The sequence below is a fragment of the Actinomadura fulvescens genome (assembly GCF_039533225.1).
In the GTDB taxonomy this organism is placed as follows: Bacteria; Actinomycetota; Actinomycetes; order Streptosporangiales; family Streptosporangiaceae; genus Spirillospora; species Spirillospora fulvescens.
Genome location: NZ_BAAATD010000011.1, coordinates 79,551 through 95,394, shown reverse-complemented (window position 1 = coordinate 95,394; position 15,844 = coordinate 79,551). Strand labels below are relative to the sequence as shown.

The 15,844-nt window shown below is 69.0% G+C and carries 19 protein-coding genes; 9 read left to right on the top strand and 10 right to left on the bottom strand.

The window, feature by feature from the left end; all coding sequences use genetic code 11:
- Positions 1-40: 40 nt before the first annotated feature.
- Positions 41-1,243 carry an acyl-CoA dehydrogenase family protein gene (locus ABD333_RS34180; RefSeq protein WP_344546688.1) on the bottom strand — a complete coding sequence of 401 codons (1,203 nt, stop codon included), beginning with the start codon at positions 1,241-1,243 and terminating at the stop codon, positions 41-43.
- Between the two features lie 61 nt (positions 1,244-1,304).
- Here ABD333_RS34180 and ABD333_RS34175 point away from each other — a divergent pair, with 61 nt between their 5' ends.
- The 5 genes from ABD333_RS34175 to ABD333_RS34155 all read left to right on the top strand — a co-directional run bounded on the left by ABD333_RS34175 (position 1,305) and on the right by ABD333_RS34155 (position 7,666).
- Positions 1,305-1,940 carry an HAD family hydrolase gene (locus ABD333_RS34175; RefSeq protein WP_344546687.1) on the top strand — a complete coding sequence of 212 codons (636 nt, stop codon included), beginning with the start codon at positions 1,305-1,307 and terminating at the stop codon, positions 1,938-1,940.
- A 37-nt stretch (positions 1,941-1,977) separates the two neighbouring features.
- Positions 1,978-2,487, top strand: coding sequence for a DUF6912 family protein (locus tag ABD333_RS34170; RefSeq protein WP_344546686.1), 510 nt, complete (start codon positions 1,978-1,980; stop codon positions 2,485-2,487).
- Between the two features lie 158 nt (positions 2,488-2,645).
- Positions 2,646-4,274: an L-glutamate gamma-semialdehyde dehydrogenase gene (gene pruA / locus ABD333_RS34165; RefSeq protein WP_344546685.1), complete on the top strand. Its 1,629-nt coding sequence runs from the start codon at positions 2,646-2,648 to the stop codon at positions 4,272-4,274.
- 328 nt (positions 4,275-4,602) lie between these two features.
- Positions 4,603-5,328, top strand: a complete 726-nt coding sequence (locus ABD333_RS34160) for an HAD family hydrolase (protein ID WP_344546684.1) — start codon at positions 4,603-4,605, stop codon at positions 5,326-5,328.
- Positions 5,329-5,701: 373 nt separating this feature from the next.
- Positions 5,702-7,666 (top strand): acetoacetate--CoA ligase, encoded by a 1,965-nt coding sequence (locus tag ABD333_RS34155; RefSeq protein ID WP_344546683.1) that lies wholly within the window; start codon positions 5,702-5,704, stop codon positions 7,664-7,666.
- A 72-nt stretch (positions 7,667-7,738) separates the two neighbouring features.
- Here the strand turns inward: ABD333_RS34155 and ABD333_RS34150 are convergent, their stop codons facing one another.
- The 6 genes from ABD333_RS34150 to ABD333_RS34125 all read right to left on the bottom strand — a co-directional run bounded on the left by ABD333_RS34150 (position 7,739) and on the right by ABD333_RS34125 (position 9,944).
- A complete protein-coding gene (locus tag ABD333_RS34150; protein WP_344546893.1) occupies positions 7,739-8,257 on the bottom strand; it encodes a PepSY domain-containing protein in 519 nt (172 codons plus the stop codon).
- 95 nt (positions 8,258-8,352) lie between these two features.
- Entirely contained in the window at positions 8,353-8,550 is a 198-nt protein-coding gene (locus ABD333_RS34145) for a DUF397 domain-containing protein (RefSeq protein WP_344546682.1), read from the bottom strand.
- 18 nt (positions 8,551-8,568) lie between these two features.
- Positions 8,569-8,742 (bottom strand): DUF397 domain-containing protein, encoded by a 174-nt coding sequence (locus ABD333_RS34140; protein WP_344546681.1) that lies wholly within the window; start codon positions 8,740-8,742, stop codon positions 8,569-8,571.
- Positions 8,743-8,757: 15 nt separating this feature from the next.
- Positions 8,758-8,931, bottom strand: coding sequence for a DUF397 domain-containing protein (locus ABD333_RS34135; protein ID WP_344546680.1), 174 nt, complete (start codon positions 8,929-8,931; stop codon positions 8,758-8,760).
- An 18-nt stretch (positions 8,932-8,949) separates the two neighbouring features.
- On the bottom strand, positions 8,950-9,123 hold the full coding sequence (locus tag ABD333_RS34130; protein ID WP_344546679.1) for a DUF397 domain-containing protein: 174 nt from the start codon (positions 9,121-9,123) through the stop codon (positions 8,950-8,952).
- Complete coding sequence (locus tag ABD333_RS34125) at positions 9,111-9,944, bottom strand: helix-turn-helix domain-containing protein (protein ID WP_344546678.1); 834 nt, start codon at positions 9,942-9,944, stop codon at positions 9,111-9,113. Before ABD333_RS34125 ends, ABD333_RS34130 begins: the two co-directional genes overlap by 13 nt.
- Positions 9,945-10,092: 148 nt before the next feature.
- Between ABD333_RS34125 and ABD333_RS34120 the strand changes: the two genes are divergently transcribed.
- A complete protein-coding gene (locus tag ABD333_RS34120; RefSeq protein WP_344546677.1) occupies positions 10,093-10,461 on the top strand; it encodes an ATP-binding protein in 369 nt (122 codons plus the stop codon).
- Positions 10,458-10,841 (top strand): hypothetical protein, encoded by a 384-nt coding sequence (locus ABD333_RS34115; RefSeq protein WP_344546676.1) that lies wholly within the window; start codon positions 10,458-10,460, stop codon positions 10,839-10,841. Before ABD333_RS34120 ends, ABD333_RS34115 begins: the two co-directional genes overlap by 4 nt.
- A gap of 33 nt (positions 10,842-10,874) precedes the next feature.
- Here ABD333_RS34115 and ABD333_RS34110 read toward each other — a convergent pair whose 3' ends face one another.
- Positions 10,875-11,192: a hypothetical protein gene (locus ABD333_RS34110; protein ID WP_344546675.1), complete on the bottom strand. Its 318-nt coding sequence runs from the start codon at positions 11,190-11,192 to the stop codon at positions 10,875-10,877.
- 211 nt (positions 11,193-11,403) lie between these two features.
- Here ABD333_RS34110 and ABD333_RS34105 point away from each other — a divergent pair, with 211 nt between their 5' ends.
- Entirely contained in the window at positions 11,404-12,003 is a 600-nt protein-coding gene (locus ABD333_RS34105) for a winged helix-turn-helix transcriptional regulator (protein WP_344546674.1), read from the top strand.
- A gap of 248 nt (positions 12,004-12,251) precedes the next feature.
- Here ABD333_RS34105 and ABD333_RS34100 read toward each other — a convergent pair whose 3' ends face one another.
- Together ABD333_RS34100 and ABD333_RS34095 are read right to left on the bottom strand one after the other, a co-directional pair.
- The gene (locus ABD333_RS34100; protein ID WP_344546673.1) at positions 12,252-12,848 is read right to left on the bottom strand and encodes a hypothetical protein; all 597 of its coding nucleotides are present in this window, start codon (positions 12,846-12,848) and stop codon (positions 12,252-12,254) included.
- Between the two features lie 55 nt (positions 12,849-12,903).
- On the bottom strand, positions 12,904-13,656 hold the full coding sequence (locus ABD333_RS34095; protein WP_344546672.1) for a C40 family peptidase: 753 nt from the start codon (positions 13,654-13,656) through the stop codon (positions 12,904-12,906).
- Between the two features lie 343 nt (positions 13,657-13,999).
- Here ABD333_RS34095 and ABD333_RS34090 point away from each other — a divergent pair, with 343 nt between their 5' ends.
- Positions 14,000-15,760, top strand: coding sequence for a serine/threonine-protein kinase (locus ABD333_RS34090; RefSeq protein WP_344546671.1), 1,761 nt, complete (start codon positions 14,000-14,002; stop codon positions 15,758-15,760).
- The last annotated feature ends 84 nt before the right edge of the window (positions 15,761-15,844 follow it).

Genomic DNA, 15,844 nt, shown 5'->3' with positions numbered 1-15,844 from the left:
TGACGGCCGGGCAATGCGCTTGTCACTGTCACGCGAGCGCTCAGGGCCGAGGGCGGTAGGAACGCAGCTCTTGTCGTGCCACGGTGCGGATGTGGACTTCGTCTGGGCCGTCGAAGATGCGCATGGCGCGTACCCAGGCGTACATCGCCGCCAACGGGGTGTCGTCAGAGACGCCGGCGCCGCCGTGGATCTGGATGGCCCGGTCGAGCACCTGGTGCGTGACGCGCGGCACGATCACCTTGATGGCCGCGATCTCGGTCCGCGCGCCCTTGGCGCCGTGCTTGTCGATCAGCCAGGCGGTCTTGAGCGTCATCAGCCGGGCCTGCTCGACGGCCATCCGCGACTCGGCGATCTGCTGCTGCACGACGCCCTGCTCGGCCAGCGGCCCGCCGAACGCGACGCGGTCGACGGCGCGGCGGCACATCAGCTCCAGGGCCCGTTCGGCCATGCCCAGCGCCCGCATGCAGTGGTGGATGCGGCCCGGTCCCAGCCGCGCCTGGGCGATCATGAACCCGTCGCCCTCGCCCGCGATGAGGTTGGCCGCCGGGACGCGCACGTCCTCGAAGAGGATCTCCGAGTGCCCGTGCTGGTCCTGGTAGCCGAAGACCGGCAGGTGCCGCAGCACGCGCACGCCCGGGGTGTCGCGCGGCACCAGGATCTGCGACTGCTGCCGGTGCGCCGGCGCGTCCGGGTCGGTCTTGCCCATGACGATGAAGATCTTGCAGCGTTCGTCGGCGGCGCCGGTGATGAACCACTTGCGTCCGTTGATCACGTACTCGTCGCCGTCCCGGACGATCGAGGTGGTGATGTTGGCGGCGTCGGACGAGGCCACCTCCGGCTCGGTCATCGCGAACGCGGACCGGATCTCACCGTTCAGCAGCGGTTCCAGCCACCGCTTCCGCTGCTCCTCGGTGCCGAACATGTGCAGGACCTCCATGTTCCCGGTGTCCGGCGCGGCGCAGTTGACCGCCTCGGGCGCCAGGTCGGGAGACCGTCCGGTGAGCTCGGCGAGCGGCGCGTACTCCAGGTTCGACAGGCCCGACACGTCCGGCAGGAAGAGGTTCCACAGGCCGCGGCGGCGGGCTTCGGCCTTCAGCTCCTCGACGACGGGAGGCAGCGCGTGCGGATCGTTCGCCGCGCGCCAGGCCGCGTAGACCGGCTCGGCCGGGTACACGTGCTCGTCCATGAACTCCTGAAGTGTGACCTGGAGATCGCGTGCCTTCGGGCTGGGTTCGAAGTCCATGGCCGCCAGTGTGGCAGAACGCCGTTCGGTTCCATGGGCCGGGAGCGCCTAGGATCGGGCCGTGACCGTCAAAGCTGTGATCACCGATTGGGGCGGGGTGCTGACCTCGCCGCTCAACGACGCCATCGCCACCTGGCTGGCCGCCGACCGGATCGACACCGACCAGTACCGCACGGTGATGCGCGCCTGGGTCAGGCAGGCCTACGACGGGGAGGGCACCAACCCGATCCACGGCCTGGAGGACGGCACGCTCGACCCGGCCGAGTTCGAACGCCTGCTGGCGGCCGAACTGCTCACCGTGGACGGCGGCCCGGTCGTCGCGGAGGGCCTCATCGCCCGCATGTTCACCGCGTTCACCCCCGTCCAGCCGATGTACGACGCGCTCCGCACCCTGCGCGGCGGCGGCACCCGCACCGCCCTGCTCTCCAACTCGTGGGGCAACGACTACCCGCGCGACCTGTTCGCGGACCTGTTCGACGCGGTGGTCATCTCCTGCGAGGTGGGGCTGCGCAAGCCCGACGCGGCGATCTTCCAGCACGCGGTCCGGCTGCTCGGCCTGACGGCCGCCGACTGCGTCTTCATCGACGACATCGAGCACAACGTCGCCGCCGCCGAGGCTCTCGGCATGCGCGGCATCCTGCACACCGGCCCGGCGGAGACCCTCGACGCGCTCCGCGGGCTGGGCCTGTCGGTCTGACCACAGAGCGTCCAGTCTGGCAGACTGGCTGATCGTCATGCGCGTCTACCTGCCGTCCACCCTCGCCGGACTCGCTCGCCTGCTGGAGGCCCGCGAGGCCGGTCCCGCGCCGCTCGCCGCCTACGCGGTGACGCCCGCCCTCCGCGAGTGGTACGCCGGCGGCGACCTTGAGGAGCTGGAGTACGCGGCGATGACCGCCGCCGCCCGGGCCTCGCTGCGGCTGCTCGCCGACGATCCGAAGGTGCCCGCCCGCCGGGTGGTGCTGGCCGCCGAGGTGCCCGACCAGCAGGTCGAATGGGCCCGGGGGCACGCGTCCCTGGCCGACGACTCCCGTGCGCTGGTCCGGGTGAGCGCCGCCGTTCCGTGGCAGAAGATCGCATCCGGGCACGTGGACGACCCCGCCGCCGAGGCCGACGTGCGCGCGGCCGTCGAGGCGCTGGCCGCCGCCGACGCGGGCGACGAGGACGCGCGCTTCACGGTCGACGGCGCCGAGGGCCACGAGCTCATGTGGTACGCCACGCAGGAGCTGGGCGATCTGACCGCCTGAGCGCCGAATCGGAGCGATTGGGCGAGATCTCATAGGGTGCGGGTAGACGCCGTCGCCAGGCGGGTAGATCTCCGGTCGTCAGGGCCGCGATGAGGCACCCGTCCCGTGCGACGAAGCGTGCGTATCGACAACGATGTCGGATTTCTGGGAGCGATCAGATGGATGCCGTCACCAACGTGCCCGTACCGGTGAACGAGCCGGTCAAGGGCTATGCGCCGGGCAGCGGCGAGCGGGCCGCGCTCGAGGCCAAGATCAAGGAACTCGGCGGCGAGCAGATCGACCTGACCATGACGATCGGCGGCGAGCGGCGGCTCGGCGGCGGCGCGCCCGTCGACGTGGTGGAGCCGCACAACCATCGGCATGTGCTCGGCCAGCTGAGGAACGCGACCGACGACGACGTGCGGGCCGCGGTGGACGCCGCGCGCGAGGCCGCGCCCGGGTGGCGCGCGCTGTCGTTCGACGACCGGGCCGCGATCCTGCTCAAGGCCGCCGATCTGCTGTCGGGGCCGTGGCGGTCGACGCTGAACGCCGCGACCGTCATGGGGCAGTCCAAGTCGGTCCAGCAGGCGGAGATCGACTCGGCCTGCGAGCTGATCGACTTCTGGCGTTTCAACGTCGACTACGCGCGCCGGCTCTACACCCAGCAGCCGTCCTCCTCGCCCGGCGTGTGGAACCGGATGGAGTACCGTCCGCTCGAAGGCTTCGTGCTCGCGATCACCCCGTTCAACTTCAGCGCCATCGCGGGCAACCTGCCCACGTCCGCCGCGCTCATGGGCAACGTGGTGGTCTGGAAGCCCTCGCCGACGCAGCAGTTCGCCGCGCACTTCACGATGCGGCTGCTGGAGGAGGCGGGCCTGCCGCCCGGCGTGATCAACCTGGTCACCGGCGACGGCCAGGCGGTGTCGAACGTGGCGTTGACGCACCCCGAGCTCGCCGGCATCCACTTCACCGGCAGCACCGGGACGTTCCAGCACCTCTGGCGGACCGTCGGCGAGAACATCGCGGGTTACAAGGGCTACCCGCGCCTGGTGGGGGAGACCGGCGGCAAGGACTTCATCGTCGCCCACCCGTCGGCCGACCCGGCGGTGCTCAAGACCGCGATGGTGCGCGGCGCGTTCGAGTACCAGGGCCAGAAGTGCTCGGCCGCCTCCCGCGCGTACGTGCCGCGGTCGATCTGGGAGCGGATGCGCGACGAGTTCTGCGACGAGGTCGAGGCGCTCACGATGGGCAACGTCGCCGAGGACCTGTCGGCGTTCATGGGCGCGGTCATCGACGAACGGGCGTTCGCCAAGCACAAGGCGGCGATCGAGCGGGCCCAGGGCCTGGACTCGATCAAGATCCTCGCCGGTGGCGGCCTGGACGACTCCGAGGGCTGGTTCGTCCGCCCGACCGTGCTGGAGTCCGCCGACCCGACCGACGACCTGTTCACCAAGGAGTACTTCGGCCCGATCCTCGGCGTGCACGTCTACGAGGACCGCGACTACGACACGATGCTCGACCAGATGGAGAGCATCGCGGAGTACGCGCTGACCGGAGCAGTGATCGCGCAGGACCGGCAGGCGATCGCCGAGGCGACCCACAAGCTGCGCTTCGCGGCGGGCAACTTCTACGTCAACGACAAGCCCACCGGCGCGGTCGTCGGCCAGCAGCCGTTCGGCGGCGCCCGCGCCAGCGGCACCAACGACAAGGCCGGTTCGCTGTTCAACCTGATCCGCTGGGTCAACACCCGGTCGATCAAGGAGACCTTCGCCCCGCCGACCGACTACCGCTACCCGCACATGGGCTGACGCCCGGGGTGCCGGGCCCCTCACCAACGCCCGGCACCCACCCCCGCCCGGTCGCATCCGCCCGGCTCCTGCCACACCTGCCCGCACTGGTTCGGCACCCGCTCGCCCTGCCCTGCATGCGTCCGGCCCCGCACTCCAGGGTTCGCGCACGCCCGGCAGCGGCCCGGCCTGGTAGTCCGCTCAGACGCTGGCGGTGGGGGTGTGGTCGCGGCGGCGGCGTGGGTGGTCGGCTTGCGGGGAGCAGGGCCGAGGGCCGACCATTAGCTCGCCCGCACCGGCGGGCGGGCCGCGCGCGACGCTGGTCTCTGGACGGCGAGCAAGGAACGGGATGGCAACGCTGAACCGCCTGGTGCTGTGGAACATCGATCACACCCTGGTGGACGTGGGGCGCGTCACCCGGGAGGCTTACGCCGAGGCGTTCCAGCGGACCACCGGCAGGCCGCTGGTACGGCTGGCCCCGACGCCGGGCCGGACCGAGTCGGAGATCATCTTCGAGACGCTCGCGTTCAACGACATCGTCACCACCGACGATCATCTGCCCGCGTTCATGCCCGCGCTCGCCGAGGCCTTCGCGGCCCGCCGCGCCGACCTCAAGGCCCACGGCCGGGTACTGCCGGGCGCGATCGAGGCCGTGTCCGCCCTCTCCCGCCTCCCCGGCACCGTCCAGTCCGTGCTGACCGGGTCAATCCAGCCCAACGCCGTTCTGAAGGTGACCGAGCTCGGCCTGGCCGGGCCTCTCGACCTGGAGGTCGGCGGCTACGAGAACGGCGTCTACAGCAAGGCCGCGCTGCTGGAGGTGGCGCGGTCCCGGGCGGGGGAGAAGCACGGCGCCCGCTTCACCGAGTCGACCACGGTCTTCATCGCCGACTCCCCGCGCGACGTCCAGGCCGCCCACATCGCGGGCTCGCCGATCATCGCCGTCGCCACCGGCAGCGCCACCGAGACCGAGCTGCGTGCCGCCGGTGCCGAGGTCGTCCTGCCGACCCTCGCCGACACCGACGCGGTCCTCCGCGCGGTGACGTCCCTCGCCGAAGGCCCCGCGGCGCCCCGCTAACAGCTCCGTGCGCCGTCCCGACCAGCCCGCTGGTGGCGCAGTGCGCTGTCGCGGGTGGCGCGCTGGTGGCGCCATGCGTCGTCCCGGGCGTCGTGCTGGCGGCGCCGTGTGCTGTCGCGGGTGGCCCGCTGGTGGCGCAGTGCGCTGTCGCGGGTGGCGCGGTGGTGGCGCCGTTCGCCGTCGCGGATGGTCCGCTAGCGGCGTCGGGGCGCCGTTTCGGGTGGTGCGCTGGTGGCGGCGGGCGGCGTCTTGGGTGGGCCGGCGGATGATGATCGCCGACCCCGGTTGAAAGCCGGGTTGCAGGGGCATGCATGCTGGCCTGATGCTGGGAAAACCGCGCGGCGCGGCGCGGTGGGGATAGGAGGCCGGTCGAATGTCGCAGGACGAACTGACCCCCGAGGGTGCTCGGCTCTGGGAGCCGTCGGAGGAAGTCGTCGCCAACGCGAAGGTGACGCACTACCTGCACTGGCTGTGGGACCGCGGCATCCTGGCCGACACCTACGACGAGCTGTGGCGCTGGTCGGTCACCGAGGTCGACGCGTTCTGGGACTCCATCTGGGACTACTTCAAGGTGGTCGGCCACCGGGGCGACGGCCCGGTCCGTTCCGAGGGCCGCATGCCGGTCGACGGGCTGCGGTGGTTCGACGGGGCGACCGTCAACTACGCCGCCAACGCCCTCCGGCGTGCCGACGAGACCCCCGACGAGACCGCCGTGGTCTTCCGCTCCGAGGCGGGCGGGCACCGCCTGCTCAGCTATCGCGAGCTGGCGCTGCACGTGGCGGAGGTACGGGCCGGACTGGCCGAGCTGGGCGTCGGCAAGGGCGACCGGGTCGCGGCCTACCTGCCCAACATCCCCGAGGCACTGGTCTGCTTCCTCGCCACCGCGTCGCTCGGCGCAATCTGGTCGTCCTGCTCCCCGGACTTCGGCTCGTCCAGCGTCATCGACCGTTTCGCGCAGATCGAACCCAAGGTCTTCATCGCCGTCGACGGCTACGCCTACAACGGCCAGCACTTCAACCGCATGGACGTCGTCCGCGAGATCGAAGACGCCCTCCCGACCCTCTCCGCGACCGTCCTCGTCCCCTACCTCGACCCGGCCTCGTCGGCCGCTGACCTTCGCGTAGGCGTCCCCTACAGCGACCTTCCCCGCGACGGCCACCCCCTGGCGTTCGAGGACGTCCCGTTCGACCATCCCCTCTGGGTGGTCTACTCCTCGGGTACCACCGGCCTTCCCAAGCCGATCGTCCACGGCCACGGTGGCGTCGTGCTGGAGCACCTCAAGGCGCTCTCGTTCCACCAAGACCTCGGCCACGGCGACGTGTTCTTCTGGTACACCACGACCGGCTGGATGATGTGGAACTACCTCATCGGCGGCCTGCTCGTAGGCTCCACCGTCGTCATGTACGACGGTGCTCCGGTCGACCTCTGGAAACTCGCGGCCGACACCAATGTCACCTACTTCGGCGTGGGCGCGCCCTACATCATGGCCTCGCTCAAGGCGGGCGAGCAGCCGGGCAAGACCTTCGACCTGTCGGCCCTTCGCGGCATCGGCTCCACCGGCTCCCCGCTGCCGCCCGAGGGTTTCAGCTGGGTCTACGAAGCGATCGGCAAGGACCTGCTCCTCGGCTCGTTCTCCGGCGGCACCGACATCTGTACGGGCTTCGTAGGCCCCTCCGTGCTCCTGCCCCTGCGCGCGGGCGTCATCCAGTGCCGCGGCCTCGGCGCCAAGGTCGAGGCCTACACGGGCGACGGCACCCCCGTCATCGACGAGGTCGGCGAGCTGGTCCTCACCGAGCCGATGCCGTCCATGCCCGTCTTCTTCTGGAACGACCCGGACATGGCGCGCTACCGCGAGTCCTATTTCGACACGTTCCCGGGCATCTGGCGCCACGGTGACTGGATCAAGATCCTCGATGACGGCGGCTGCGTCATCTACGGCCGTTCCGACTCCACCCTGAACCGCGGCGGCATCCGCATGGGCACCGCCGACTTCTACCGCGTCGTGGAGGCCTTCGACGAGATCGCCGACAGCCTGGTCATCGACACCGGCCACCTGGGCCGGGAGGGCCGTCTGATCCTCTACATCCAGCCCGCCGAGAACGCCGCCCTCACCGACGACCTGATCGCCCGCCTCAAGCGGTCACTCCGTTCGGCCCTCTCGCCGCGCCACGTTCCGGACGAGATCCACGAGGTCCCCGGCATCCCGCGCACCCTCTCGGGCAAGAAGCTGGAGATCCCCGTCCGCAAGATCCTCCTGGGAACCCCGGTCGACCAGGCCGCCAACCCCGACTCCATGGCCAACCCCGAAGTCCTGAAGCACTACACCAAAACCGACTGACCCCAGACCCTCACCCCTTCAGCGGTGCACGTCCACGGCGCACGTCAGAACGAGGGCATCCAGCGTGTGTGACTAGCTGACCAGGACCTTGCCGGAGGCGGCGTCGATCTTCACTTCGTGTTTGGCGTTGTTGGAGTCCTCTAGGTCGCCTTCCCAGACCGTCGTACCGCGATACGTGTCCAGGTTGAGCTCGGTGATGGAGGAATTGGGCACGGCCGAGAGCATCTTGCTGGCCGCTGCGCGGTAATCGAGCTTCGCGGCTTGGATGCGCTTGCGGTGCTTGTCCTTGTCGGCCTTGTCTTCCTGCTTCGCCTCGTTGCGGGTGACCCGGCCGCCGTCGGCGGTGACCATCAGCTCTCGCTCGGTGCCGTCAGGCGTCACCACCTGTACCTCCCAACCGGGACCCTCGGTCTCAATGGAGGTCAGCGAGCCTCCCGGCACTGCCTTCAGCGCGGTTACGGCAGCCCGATCGAGGTTGCCCGCCTTCGAGACCGCCGGCTGGGACGTCGGCGACACCGACATCGCGGCTTCGGGCTCGGTCCCGCACCCGGCCACGAAGACGGGCGCGGCCACCGCAACCGTCACGGCCATGACCAACGTAGAGATCCTCATGCCCCAGCTCTACCCTGGTCACACCCCGATTACGCTGCACTGATTACGTCACGTCCCCGACCGCTGGCACTATGTCACCTTGCGCGCCAAAGGCTGCCTTCAGCCGCTTCGCGAATGGCCCGCCTCAGCGCCGCACGGCGGACAAGGATCACCGGGCCGTAAGGATCTTTGGAGTCACGCACAGCAACCGCGTCGTCCAAACCCGCCAGCTCGACGCAGTTCCCGCCGTTCGACGTCGTGTAGCTAGACTTGCGCCACTTCAGTTGCTCCATCGCTCTTCCTCGCCGCCTTTAGCTGGCTTCGCGGATGGCTCGCCTCAGAGCTGCTCGGTGGACAAGGATGACCGGGCCGTCAGCGTCTTTGGAGTCGCGCACGGCAACCATGTTGTTCAGGCTGGCCAGCTCGACGCAGTCTCCGCCGTTCGACGTTGTGTAGCTGGACTTACGCCAGTTCAGTTGCTCCATCGCTCTTCCCCGCCTTCAGCTCGCCTCGCGAATCGCCCGCCTCAGCACCGCGCGGTGGACAAAGATGACCGGACCCTCCGGGTTCTTGGAGTCACGCACAGCGACCGCATCGTTCAGGCTGGCTAGCTCGACGCAAGCTCCGCCGTTCGAGGTGGTGTAGCTGGACTTGCGCCACTTCAGTTGCTCCATCGCTCTTCCTCGCCGCCTTTAGCTGGCTTCGCGGATGGCTCGCCTCAGGGCTGCTCGGTGGACAAGGATGACCGGGCCGTCGGGGTCTTTGGAGTCGCGTACGGCGACCGCGTTGTTCAGGCTGGCCAGCTCGACACACTCTCCGCCGTTCGACGTCGTGTAGCTGGACTTACGCCAGTTCAGTTGCTCCATCGTTCTTCCGCCGTTCTATGAATCACTTCTAGGGACTGGTCTACCGGCAGGGCAAGGGAACGGATCTCTATCAGAGAGTTCGTGACGATGGCGATGTCCTCCGGGTCACTGAGGGTCATGCCGCGCGCCGCCATGTCCGCGTAGGCCACCTCGCTCCTGTCCTCCATCGTTGCCAGCGTAAAGGCTCCGCTGTTTCCGTCGTGGGTTCCGCTGCTCGGCACGATCTGGATCGTGACGTTGTGGAGGGCGCTCATGGCCACCAGGTGTTGCAACTGCTCTCGCATCGTCTCAGGCGGTCCCACGGGACGCTCCAGAGCGACCTGGTCGAGCACCAGGGAGAACACCGGAGGTGGTTCCTCCTCTCGCGTGAGGATGCTCTGTCGCTTCATTCGCGCCTCGACTTGCGTTTCGTTCCCACGAAGTATCTCGCAGGCGTAGGCGCGGGTCTGGAGAAGGCCATGAACCAGAAGCGGCTGATAGCCCTGGAGTTGCGCGGCTGCCGCTTCGACCGTGTGCCAGTCGAACCACGTCGGGAAGGTCGCGTCCTGAACGAGGTCGTTCCACAGCTCTAGGAGCTGGCCATCGGCTCCCATCGCGTCGTCCATGCTCCGCGCGAACTCTCGCGTACATCGAGTCCGACCGTTCTCGACGGCCCCGATGTATTGGCCTGTCACACCCTCCCCATTGTTGGCTCTGCGCGCGGCGTTCTCTTGGCTCCATCCCTTCGCTTCCCGGAAGCGCCGGAACCTCCGGCCGAACGCGAGCAGCGTAGGCGACACCGTTCCGCGCTTGCGCTCTGGAGTTTTGCGCTGGCCACCCATGTCCTCATCCTCCCTCAACCGGGACCCAAGCGGAACCCAACCAAGTGGGCGGGTCACCCGGTTTCTTGTCGCCTGTGACCAGCAGTTTATTACGGAGAGCACAAACGTGGTGGCTGAATGTTCTTAGTCGGAAGTGGAGGTTCGCCGCATGAACGAAACGATCATTCTCAGGCCGGAGCCGGAAGCCATTAAATCGGCGCGGGATCACGTCGCGATGATCGCTGGGGCGCTCCACTTCGATGACTTCCTGCCCCGGCTGATCGTGTCGGAGCTGGCCACGAACGCGTGGCGCCAGTCAGCGCCAGATGATCACATAGTCGTCCGGGCTTATCCCTGGCGGGAACACCTGGTGATCGAAGTATGGGACCAATCAGACAAGATTCCGGTCATTCAGTTTCCAGGCGGCATGGAGGAGGGCGGTCGAGGACTAATGATCATCTCTGAGCTGGTCGTTCGCTGGGGCACGCGTCCTGTGGCCGAGGGTGGAAAAATCGTGTTCGCGGAGATCGGCAAATGATCGCGCGCATCTTCGAACGCCTCTACGCATGGTGGGGTGCACGGTCTGACGTGAAAATCGAGCGCTCCTGGCAGTACCAGTTCGGGGCATGCGTTCGGCTGGACACGCTCGGCACGCTCATGGAGAAGCGCGGCTGGGCGTGCTCACGACTCTACGACCACGACATTCCTACGCTGCGGCTCCACAATGCCGATGGCGCGCTATGGGTCGCCGCCGCGAAGATCGACCGGCGGGGATGGCATTACAACGTGCTGAGCGGTGACGGCCAGCCGACTTATATCTACGTCCCCTGCACGCCGATCAGGCGCGCCATACAGACCCTCGAACTCTTCGTGGCGCTTTCTTCTGATGACGGCCCGGGGCCATGGCGTCCTCAGTGAGACTCCATGGCCGCATCGTCGCCTGGGTGTGTCTCATTGAAGGCTGCTACCTGACGCCTGTGTTCCGGCGGATGCCGACTTGACCTCAACGAGGATCACGTTCACTTCGCCCGCCAGCAACTCCCAGGCGTGGTCGAAAGCGTCCTCTTGCCAGACGACCGCGCCAGGGTTCAGATCCACGATCTGCGTTGACCCATCCGCCCAGGTCACCTTCTGGCGCCCGGAGCCGAGGTTGACCACCAGCATCGGCGGGTGCGAGTGCATCGCGCTTTCCCAGCCGTGAGAGGCGCGGGCGTGGACCACCCGAACGTGGTCGTTCTCGAACAAGACCTGGTGCGCATCGGGGTCCACGACTGTCGCGTGCTGGGGCTCGTGAGCCGAGGCCGGGGTCTGGGTCGAAAGCGAAGTGCTCATCGCATGCTCCTGTCGGTCGGGTTGATGCTGAACACTAACCATGAGGAGTTGTGAAAAACAACCTCTGTGAGTGGTACGTTTGGATCAAGACAGATCGAGGAGAGCGGGAGCCATGCCGACCAGCCGTAGCTATCGGGACTCATGTGGGATGGCTCGGGCCCTGGACGTCGTCGGGGAGCGGTGGGCCCTGCTGGTCGTCCGGGAGTTGCTCCTGGTGCCTCAACGCTTCTCCGAGCTGCGGCACGCTCTGCCCAACGCCAGCTCGAACCTGCTTGCCGACCGGCTTCGCGAACTCGAACGTCACGAGGTGATCCATCGCCGCAAACTGGCGTCGACCACAGGCCCGCAGGTCTACGAACTGACGGAGTGGGGCCGGAAGCTCGAACCGGTCGTCTTGGCTCTGAGCGACTGGGGGATCGACGCCCCCCAACCTCCAGAGCCCACCTCACTCAGCGCCACCTCGGTGCTGATCTTCCTGCGCGGTCATGCCCGTCCCGACCCGGCGGCGCCGCCGATCGTTTGTCGCCTCGAACTCGACGGCTCGGTATGGACGGTCTCCGTCGACTCCGGGGACGTCCAGGTACAGAGCGGTGAACCCGCCACGGCCGACATCTCGCTCCGTACGGACCCCAAGACGCTCGGCGGCCTGCTGGCCGATCCAGACTCGCTCGACGCCGCGCTGACCAAGGGGACCGTGGCCTTCGTGGGCGACCGTGCGGCCCTCAACCGGTTGCTATACGGGGGTTGACCGCCAGTTCTGAGGAGAGCCCGCTGAGGATCTCCCGGCAATCGGATCAAGGTTCCAGAGAATCACGGCCTGGGCGGCGGTCGACTCGGCCGGACTGAAAGGTGAAACGCCTCGGCCCGGCGGCGCCAGCGGGAGGCCGCGCATGCGTACCGAAGGGCTGCACCACGGGGGTCTAGGGGCGGAGCCGCAGTTTGGGGGTGGGGCGGTAGGCCTAATGGGGCCATCCGAGCGCTCGCGAGGGGCTTGCTCTACGGGGTTTGGCGGGTGGCGGCGTAGGTTTCTATGTCTTGGCGGCGGTAGAGGCGGCGTATCCGGCCGCCTCCCAAGGGTTGCTCTTCGGCGGGCTCGGGCCAGCCGGCTGGCGGGCGTTTGGCGTAGACCGTGGCGCTTGACTGGGCCAAGCCCAGGATGCGGGCGGCCTCCGCCAGGGTGACCAGGTCGTCCGGCGCGGTGGTGGGAGCTCGGCGGACGTACGACTCGTACCAGGCGAGCCACTCCGACTCATTCCAGTAGAGAGCCTTGCCGACCTGATGGACGGGCTGGGGATGGCCGTTCTCGGCACGGTCGGCCCAGAGCTTCTTGAGGGTGTGGCGGGACAGGTTGTGTCTGGCGATGAGGTCGTCACGGGTGACCAGGCCAGGTGGGAGGGCGTCGTCGCGGGACGCGTACCAGCGGTCCCAGGCCTCGGCGTCCCAGGCGAGTTGGGAGCCGACCGTTCCGGCGGCTTCCGGGTGACCGTTCGCGGTGCGTTCCCGGTACCACTTCTCCAGGGTGCTGCGGCCGAGGCCGTGCGCCTCCATGAGGTCCGCGCGGGTGTAGACACGGCGCCCGTCGAGTGTGGTCATGGGGTCATTGTGGCCGAACGTGCGCCGGGCGGCCCGGCGCACGTCCGGCGTGGTTTCAGTGCGGGCGTGCCGGGATTGCCGGCAGCGGCTTCCAGCCGGGACGCACGGCCCCCACGTAGCTTCTGCGGTAGTGGCCCCTCAGCCGCTCGACGCTCACTCGGCGTCCGGTGCTCGGCGCATGGATGAACCGTGACTTGCCGAGGTACATGCCGACGTGGCCGAGCCTGTGGAAGAAGACCAGGTCGCCGGGACGCAGCTTGGCGCGCGGGACCCGCGTGCGGATCTTCCTGTACTGGGTGGCCGCGACGCGTGGCATGGAGACCCCGGCGCGCCGCCAGGCCTGCTGGACGAGGCCGGAACAGTCGAAGCCGCGGCGCCCGGTGTCGCCGTAGACGTACGGGCGGCCTCGCTGGGCGAGTGCGAACCTGATGGCACGGTCGGCGCGCCTCTGCCACTTGGCCTCCAGCTGGGCTCGCTTCTTGCGTACGGCCTGTTGCATCGGCGTCCGGGCCTTGCGCCCTGGCAGCAGTGTCGTGCGCTGTGCGGCCCAGGCGAGGTGGAATCGGCTCGCCGCTCTCGCGGTGCCGATCCTGGCGGAGGCCTGTGCCGCGGCGATCCTGCCGGATACGGACCGGCTCGTGTGCTGGGCGGGTGCGTCCGGTGCCTCGTGCACAGCGCCCTCGGCTCCGGGCGCGGCCGGCTTGTGGATCTGGTCAGCCGGGGTGAGCTCGGCCGCCTGGGCGATGCCCGGGGACATCGCCAGCGCGACGGTGGTCGCGTAGCAGACGGTCTTTAACGGGATGGACATGCCTGTCTAACCTCCTCACAACGAAGATCGTCAGGCGGCGATCTACCCGGCGCGGTCGAACCACACTCATGAAATTCCTGAAAAAACCCTTCGCTGCCTGCGGTTTCGCGTGCAATGGTCTTTTCGTGGCGGTATCGCGGAAGGGGTGTTCGGGACTAGGCTGGCCGTCCGCGTCAAATGTGGCCGGAGAGGGAGCGGCCCGGGCAGATCACACCGTAGGGTCGCTGAGCCGGGTCAACTTTTCCTGGGTTTGGGGCGTCCCACAAACGGGAGGTCGGCCTGCGCCGTTCGGGGACGCGGTCCGGTTTGGTGCGATCAAGTCGAGAGAGGGGCTGTTCCACGCATGGAGGTTGGGGCGCTGCGATCCGGGGATCCGGAGCGACTGGGGTCGTACGCCCTGATAGGACGCGTGGGCGAGGGCGGTCAGGGCACCGTCTTCCTGGGTGAGGCCGAGGACGGCAGGCGCGTCGCCATCAAGCTCCTGCACGCCGAGCTCACCTCCGACGACAAGGCGCGTGCGCGCTTCCTGCGCGAGCTCGCCGTCGCCAAGCAGGTCGCGCCGTTCTGTACCGCGCAGGTCATCGACGCCGACGCCGACGGCGAGCGTCCCTACATCGTCAGCGAGTACGTCCCCGGCCCGTCGCTCAACCAGCTGGTGACGCGGGACGGTCCGCTGGGCGGCGCCGCCCTCGAACGCCTGGCCGTCGGCACCGCGACCGCGCTGTCCGCGATCCACCAGGCAAAGATCATCCACCGCGACTTCAAGCCGCACAACGTGCTGATCGGCCCGGACGGCCCGCGCGTGATCGACTTCGGCGTGGCCCGGGCCATCAGCGGCTCCACCACGCTGACCAGCAAGGTCATCGGCACCCCCTCGTACATGGCGCCCGAACAGCTCCAGGGCGACGAGATCGGCACCGCGGCCGACGTGTTCTGCTGGGCGGCGACGCTGGTGTTCGCCGCGACCGGCGAGGCCCCGTTCGGCCAGGACACCATTCCCGCTGTGATCAACCGGATCCTGCACCACGAGCCCCGGCTCGGCACGCTGGAGGGCCCGCTCCGCGAGCTGGTGAGCGACTGCCTCAGCAAGGACCCCGCAGGCCGCCCGCAGGCACGGCAGGTGCTGATGCGGCTGCTCGGTCACGAGGACACCACCGTCTCCACCCCGGTCGTCGCCGCGGCGGGGGAGGACGACGGCACCGCGATCCTCGCCGTCGGCAGCGTTCTGGCCGCCGAGCTCGGCGAGGACGACGGACCGGCTCCGGCGGGCAAGGCCGCCGCCGCAGCGGCTGCCGCACCTGGCGAGACCCAGGCGGTACGAGCCGTGGCGGACGACTCCGATCGCTTCGACTCCGGCGACTCCGATCGTTTTGACTCCGGCCGCGTCGAGTCAGGCAGCGTCGAGACCGGACGAGACGGGTCCGGTCGCGTCAAGTCTCGTCGTGGCGCGTTCGGTCGTGCCAAGTCCGGTCGCGGCGGGTCCGAGCGTCTGCCGACTCCTGCCGAGTTCATCGCGGAGAACGCGGGTGTTCTCGGCGAGCAGACCGTTCCGGGTGGTGCCGATGGCGTGGCGCCCGCCGCCAGGCGGCCGGGTCCGCGAATGATGCGCAGGGTTCCCGCCAAGGCCGCCGCGCTGTGCGCGGCCGCGGCCGTCCTGCTCGCCGTGGCGGTCACCTCGATCGCCCTCGCGCTCGGTGGCGGCGAGAGCCCGGCCAACCCGGCGAGCAACCCCGCCGAGAACCTCCCGGCCGACATGCCCGCCGACTCCGGCCTGCCGGACGATTCGCCCTCCACCACGGTGCCCCGCCCGCAGCAGTCGACGCGTACCACCAACCCGTCGCCCACGCGGATCCCATCCACGCCGCCCTCCACGCCGCCGACGACGCCTCCCACGACGCCGCCGACCAAGCCTCCCACCACGCCGCCGACGACACCTCCGACGACGCCGCCCACGACGCCCCCCACGACGCCGCCGACAAGTGAGCCGACCGATCCGGGCGAGGGTGAAGGCGGAGGCGGCGGCGGCAAGACGACGGGCACGGCCGCGGCGGGCTCCGGCACCGGTCAGGCGTCGCCGGGCCGGGGAACGAACGGATCGGCCTGAGGACGAGCAGGGATTGTCTGAGAACGGCGAATTGTCTGAGAACGACCAAAGGATGACGAACCGACCGTCCGGTCGCACGGCGGG